The sequence below is a fragment of the Nonomuraea maheshkhaliensis genome (assembly GCF_039529435.1).
GTDB classification, from domain to species: domain Bacteria; phylum Actinomycetota; class Actinomycetes; order Streptosporangiales; family Streptosporangiaceae; genus Nonomuraea; species Nonomuraea maheshkhaliensis.
In genome coordinates this window covers 61,957-67,956 of record NZ_BAAAMU010000006.1, presented here as the reverse complement: position 1 = coordinate 67,956, position 6,000 = coordinate 61,957, and the positions used below count along the sequence as shown (strand labels likewise).

4 protein-coding genes are annotated in these 6,000 nt (G+C 71.9%); 1 reads left to right on the top strand and 3 read right to left on the bottom strand.

The features are described 5' to 3' along the window. Nucleotides 1–124: 124 nt before the first annotated feature. From pheA to ABFX54_RS06260, 3 genes are all read right to left on the bottom strand, one after another. Nucleotides 125–1,045 carry a prephenate dehydratase gene (gene pheA / locus ABFX54_RS06270; RefSeq protein ID WP_346102173.1) on the bottom strand — a complete coding sequence of 307 codons (921 nt, stop codon included), beginning with the start codon at nt 1,043–1,045 and terminating at the stop codon, nt 125–127. A 253-nt stretch (nt 1,046–1,298) separates the two neighbouring features. Next, on the bottom strand, nt 1,299–1,718 hold the full coding sequence (locus ABFX54_RS06265) for a DUF4446 family protein (RefSeq protein WP_346102171.1): 420 nt from the start codon (nt 1,716–1,718) through the stop codon (nt 1,299–1,301). A gap of 22 nt (nt 1,719–1,740) precedes the next feature. Further along, nucleotides 1,741–2,946 carry a glycosyltransferase 87 family protein gene (locus ABFX54_RS06260; protein ID WP_346102170.1) on the bottom strand — a complete coding sequence of 402 codons (1,206 nt, stop codon included), beginning with the start codon at nt 2,944–2,946 and terminating at the stop codon, nt 1,741–1,743. A 415-nt stretch (nt 2,947–3,361) separates the two neighbouring features. Here ABFX54_RS06260 and ABFX54_RS06255 point away from each other — a divergent pair, with 415 nt between their 5' ends. After that, nucleotides 3,362–5,692 (top strand): hypothetical protein, encoded by a 2,331-nt coding sequence (locus ABFX54_RS06255; RefSeq protein WP_346102168.1) that lies wholly within the window; start codon nt 3,362–3,364, stop codon nt 5,690–5,692. Nucleotides 5,693–6,000 lie beyond the last annotated feature (308 nt).

Genomic DNA, 6,000 nt, shown 5'->3' with positions numbered 1-6,000 from the left:
CCGACGCGGAGCCACGTACCGACGCGGAGCCACGTACCGACGCGGAGCCACGTACGGGCCCGAAGCCACACACCGACACGGAGCGCCGGCCCCGACCGAAGACCAGGCCACCGCCGGCCTTCGCTCAGACCTTGCCGGCTCGGATTCTGGCCAGCCAGTCGCCGGCCTCCGTGAACTCCAGGTTGGAGGTGCCGGGCTTGATCTGGGGTGCGATGCCGTCGGCGCGGGGGTAGCTGCCGAGGAAGCGGACCTCGCCGCAGATGCGGTGCAGGCCGGCGATGGCCTCCCCGACGCGGGCGTCGGCGACGTGGCCCTCGAAGTCGAAGTGGAAGAAGTAGCGCCCGATGCCGCCCCCGGTCGGCCGGGACTCGATGCGGGTCAGGTTGACCCCGCGCACCGAGAACTCGGTCAGCATCTCCAGCAGGGCGCCCGGGTGGTCGTCGGCCAGGAAGACCACGAGCGAGGTGCGGTCGGAGCCGGTCGGGTCGGGCAGCGGGCCTGGACGGCCGACTCGGACGAACCTGGTCACGGTGTCGGATCTGTCGCCGATGTCGGTGGCCAGCTCCACCAGCCCGTAGTGCTCGCCGGCGATGCGGGCGGCGATGGCGGCGTCATAGGGCGAACCGGGCAGCGAGACCTCCTGCGCGGCGGCGGCGGTCGAGGGCGCGGCCACCATGACGGCGTCGGGCAGCTCACGCGCGAGGAAGGCGCGGGTCTGGGTGATGGCCGCGGGATGCGTGTAGACCCGTTTGATGTGCGGAATCTCGGTGCCCGGGCGCGCCAGCAGCGAGAACTGCACCGGCAGCAGCAGCTCGGCGGTGATCAGCAGCGGCTCGCCCCAGGCGAACTCGTCGAGCGTCGTGGTGATCGCGCCCTCGATCGAGTTTTCCAGCGGCACCACCGCGCCGTCGGTGTCGCCCGCGCGGGCGGCGTTGAGCGCCGCGCTCACGGTGGCGCAGGGCAGCCGCTCGGCGGTGGGGTCGAGCAGGCGCAGGGCCTCTTCGGTGAAGGTCCCTTCCGGCCCGAGGTAGGCGAGTCTGGGCATGCGTCCAGGGTATCCGCAGGTGGAGAGCGCCTGCGGCCGTTTCTTCCCACGGCGTATCCGCAGGTCGAGGGCCCTGCGCAGGCGCTCTGCGGATCTGGGGAGAAGGTCGCTCGGCACCTCCGGGCGGCGACCTGCCCAGGCGGTCAACAGACCTCGGGGGGAAGTCGGTCGGCAGCTCCGGGCGGCAACCTGCGCGGGCGGTCGACAGACCTCGGGCGATCCGTGGGCGCCGCCCGGCGGCCTGGCCCGGTGGTCAGTAGGTCTCGGAAGGGCGCGGTGTGACGAAGGGGCCCAGGCCGAGCCGGGCGGCTCGTACCGCGTCCTCCTCCTCCGGCGACAGCGGCTGCTGCCCTCGCCCCCCGACCACAGGCCGTACGTACGTGCGCGTCTCGCTGCGTCCGTTGATGGACGTCAGCACGATCCCGTCACCCAGCCCGTTGATCATCGCCACCGAGAACGACAGCCGCCCGGTCATCTCGGACAGGGCGTCGTACCGGCACACGGCCACGTCCCGGATGGCCCTGAGGTCGCCCGGGGCCTCGCTGCTCTGCCGGACGAGCATGCGCCGGCACTCCTCCATCGTGGCTCTGGCCTGCCGCAACGCCAGAAAGCCGATCGACACGCCGGTGGCCCCGGCGACCACGCCCACGATCACCCAAGTGGTAACGAGCACGGCACAGAGGGTAATGGCTGTGTCAAGCCGGCTCACGGCGTTTCGGCAGCCAGGACACCAACAACCACACCAGGGCCAGCGCTCCCAGGCCGAACCCGTTCTGCACGATCTTGCCCAGTACCAGGCTGACGCCCGGAATGTCGGCCGCCTTGAGCGAGACCCCCCACCACGGGACGGGCACCACGTAGTACAGCCACACCCCGGCGGCGACGCGCAGCCTGACCGGGTCGCGGCCGTCGCCGACGATCGCAGCCAGCACCACGACCACCCAGGCCAGGTGGTGGATCCACGCGACCGGCGACAGCAGCACGGCCATCAGCCCCACGAGCGCGACCGCGGTGAGCGAATCACCCGTCCGGTACGCCTCCCGCGCCCCCCTGAAGCCGTACCATCCGACGGCCGCCACGACCGCCACCCAGATCACGGACGTGAGCAGGTCGGGCAGGTACAACCGGATCAGCATGCCCCTGATCGACTGGTTGGTGGTGGCCGCGTTCGCGCCGAGCCGCTCGGGATCGAGCAGCGCCGAGAACCAGAAGTCGGCCGCGTCCTGCGGAATCACCGCGAACGGCAGCAGCGTGAGCACCGCCGCCGCGAACGACGCCATGAAGAACGTCCGCCACTGCCTGGTGATCAGCAGGTAGATCAGGAAGACGCCCGGAGTCAGCTTGACGGCCGTGGCCAGCCCGATCAGGAACCCGCGCGGCCACCAGGGCCGCCTGGCCACGCAATCGGCCACGCACAGGGCGACCAGCAGGATGTCCACCTGTCCGAACCGCACCTGGTCCCTGATCGGCATCAGGTACGCGCACGCCACCATGAGCAGCCCGAACACCCACGGCGCGTGCTTCCGCAGCCGCGGCTCCTCCAGCACCTGCCGGAACGAGAACCCGACCGTCACGGCCAGCGCCACGTAGATCCCGGCCGTCCACACCCACTGCGCCGTGACCCACGACATCCCGGCCAGCGCCACGGCCAGCATGGCCGCGACGGGCGGATAGGTGAACGGCAGCAACTGCGGGGCGGGCGTGACGTAGTCGTACACCGGCCGGCCTTCGAGCAGCATCTGCCCGCCGGTACGGTAAACGTCCAGGTCGACCAGCCGTTGGTCGTCGGGATTGGTGAGCCAGGTGTGCACCAGCGGCGCCACGGCCGCCGCGACGGCGAGCGCCACGATCACCCACGCCCACCACTGCCGCCGCGTCACCCGCACCTCGCCACTTGTCACGGTGTGGCACGTTACCGTGGCTGTTGTTGATCGAGGGGCACACATGGGGAGTCCGTACATGCCGAACGCCACGCCGCACCCGCTCCAGGGCCGGCACGGAGCGCGCCACCACCCCAGCCCTCGCCTGCCTTCTCCCTTTCCTGGCCGCAGATTCGCCCGCTCCCTCACCACCGCCCTGCTCGCCCTCTCCCTCACCCCCCTCCTGGCCGCCCCCGCCGCAGCCACCTCGTCGTCCGATTCAGGTAAGCGTTCAAGCGCGCACGCGGGCAACGCACCCAAATCCGCCACCCTCGGGACCGCCTTCGTTGGCTCCTCCGCCTCCGCGGCCTCTGTCGCGTCCCCCGGCCTTCCCGCCGTCGTCACTTCCTCTTCCAGCACCGGTACGGCTCAGGCACAGGCCGGGGCCATCGGGCAGGTGGTCATCGCCGGCGTGCCGGGACTGGAGTGGAGCGACCTGGACGAGGCCAGGACCCCCAACCTGTGGCGCCTCGTCGCCCAAGGCGCTTCGGCCTCGCTCTCGACCCGTGCCGTGCCGCCCCCTGACCGTGGCATCACCTGCCCCATCGCCGGGTGGCTGACCGTATCGGCAGGTCAGCGGGCCGGTACGGCGAGCAAGGGCTGCCCGGAGCCGCCGCGGCCCGAGCCCACCCCGCAGGGCGGTGCCACGGTGCCCGGGTGGAGTGCTCTGGCCGCGCACCAGGCGGAGACCGGTTACAACGCGCAGTTGGGCACGCTGGGGCAACTGGTGACGGACGGCGGCGGTAAGGTCGCCGCCATCGGCCCGGGTGCCGCACTGGCCGCAGCCGACAAGTCCGGAAATATCGCTAAATACGCACCCACTCCTGCTGACCTCGGCGACCCCGCCCCGTACAACCTGATCGTCCTGGAAGCCGCCGACCTCGCGAACGCCTGGGCGAAGCAGCCGCTCGACGAGTACGGGGTCCCCGTCTCTCTCGCCCCCGCCGCTCGCCAGGAGGCGGCGAAACGCGCTGACCAGCAGATCGGCGCGCTCCTCGGGCGGCTCCCCATCGACACCACTGTCCTGGTGGCCGGCGTCTCCGACGTGACCCCGAACGCCCACCTCCACGTCGCCATCGCCACCGGCCCGTCCCCGGACGGCCGGCCGTACCCGCACGGCTTCCTCACCGCCACCTCCACCCGCCAGGACGGCCTCGTCGCCATCACCGACCTGACCGCCACCGCCATCGACCTCCTGGGCCTGCCCGCCCAGCGCGCGGTGGTCGGCCGCCCGTGGCGCCCCGGTGGCGCGGCTCCTGCGACGCCGTCCGGCACGGTGAGCGAGCTCGCCGACGAGGACCTCGCCAGCCAGGTCCTGCGTGAGGTACGCGGCCCGTTCTTCGCCGTCTTCGTCACGATCCAGCTCCTCTTCTACGCCTTCGCCGCCCTGGCCCTCCGCCGCCGCCGTACCACCGCTGACGGCGCCACCCCCTCCGGCCCCGCCCACGCCTCATCACCCCCCGTCGAAGAAGCGGACGCCTCGCCCGCTTCAGCCGTACCGGACTCCGAGCCCACCCCGCAGACCCAGCCTGCGCACACCCCGGATCGCGCGGCACAGGACGGAGGCGGCGCGGACGGCACCGCCGCTCAGGCAGGGGATGATGACGTGGACGCCTCCGCGGGCGAGCTCGGGGGAGGTGGCCGGCCGCATGCGAGCACGTCCAAGCTGCTCGTCTCCGTGCAGATCGTCGCGGTCGTCAGCGGCGCCATCGCCGTCTCCACCTTCCTGGCCCAGCTCGTGCCCTGGTGGAGCCTGCCCGTGCCGATGCTGTCGGTGATCGTGACGATCCTGGCCATCGCCGGGCTCATCACCGCCGCCGCCTTCGCCGGCCCGTGGCGTGCGGACGTGCTCGGCCCGCTCACCGTCGTCTCCGCCGTCACCTCGGTCGCCCTCCTTCTCGATGTCATGACCGGCTCGAAACTGCAGGTCAACGCCGTGTCCGGTTACGAGCCGGTGACCGGGGGCCGCTTCTACGGCTTCAGCAACATCGCCTTCGCCATCTACGCCACCGGCACCGTTCTGGGGCTGGCCGGGGTGGCTCAGTGGTTGCTGCGCCGGGGGCTGCCCAGGGTCGTGGTCGTCGTCCTGTGCGGTCTGTACGGGGGGTTCGCGGTGTTCGCGGACGGATGGCCCTCCTGGGGTGCGGACTTCGGTGGGGTGCCGGCGTTCGTGATCGGTCTGGCCGTCTTCCTGATCCTGCTGTCGGGCAAGCGTGTCTCCCTGCTCCGGCTCGCGCTCGTGGGCCTGGCCGGGGTGGCGCTGGTGGGCGCCCTCTCCGTGTTCGACTGGTTGCGGCCCGACGCGGAACGCACCCATCTGGGCACCTTCGTCCAGCAGGTCATCGACGGGCAGGCGTGGACCGTGGTCGGCCGCAAGTTCGGCGCCATGATCGGCGTAACCGTGGGGAACTGGTCACTGACCCTCCTCTCGCTGGTCGCCCTGGCCTTCCTGTTCCTGGTGCTGGCCCGTCCTTCACGCTGGGGAGCCCCCGCCCTCGGCCAGGCCTACCACCGTGCCCCGACGCTCAGAGCCGGCCTCTTCGGGGCCCTGACGTCCGCCTTCGTCGGCTTCCTGATGAACGACTCGGGCATCGCCATCCCCGCTATGGCGTTGACCGTGGCCGTTCCGCTGACGCTGGCGGCGTGCGTCCGCGCCCTGCAGCTCTCCAAGCCCACACCACCAGCGCCACGGTCAGAGCCAGCAGAGCCCAGGCGAGCTGAGGCCTGACCACCTCCCTGAGCCACAGGAGGTCGGTGGGCTGCCCGTCCACCCGGGCGGGGAGGTAGGCCAGCGACAGGACCAGCAGGTGCGCGACCACGAACCCGTCGAGCGCCGAGGCCCCGACCAGGGCCAGCAGTCCGAAGGCCAGCCCGTCGTACCAGGGCAGGATGTACGGCGTCGCGAACAGGTAGGCCACCATCAGCCCGACCGCCACCACCGGCGCCTCCAGCCCGGTGCGGGGGGAGGGATGAGGCCCCAGCGCGCCGGAGCCCGTGCGGTGGGGTTCGGGGGAAGGCGGCGAGCCCCTGCGACGG

Excerpts from the sequence above, each read along its gene's own strand:
- pheA (WP_346102173.1), bottom strand. The coding sequence starts at position 1,045 with ATGCCCAGACTCGCCTACCTCGGGCCGGAAGGGACCTTCACCGAAGAG.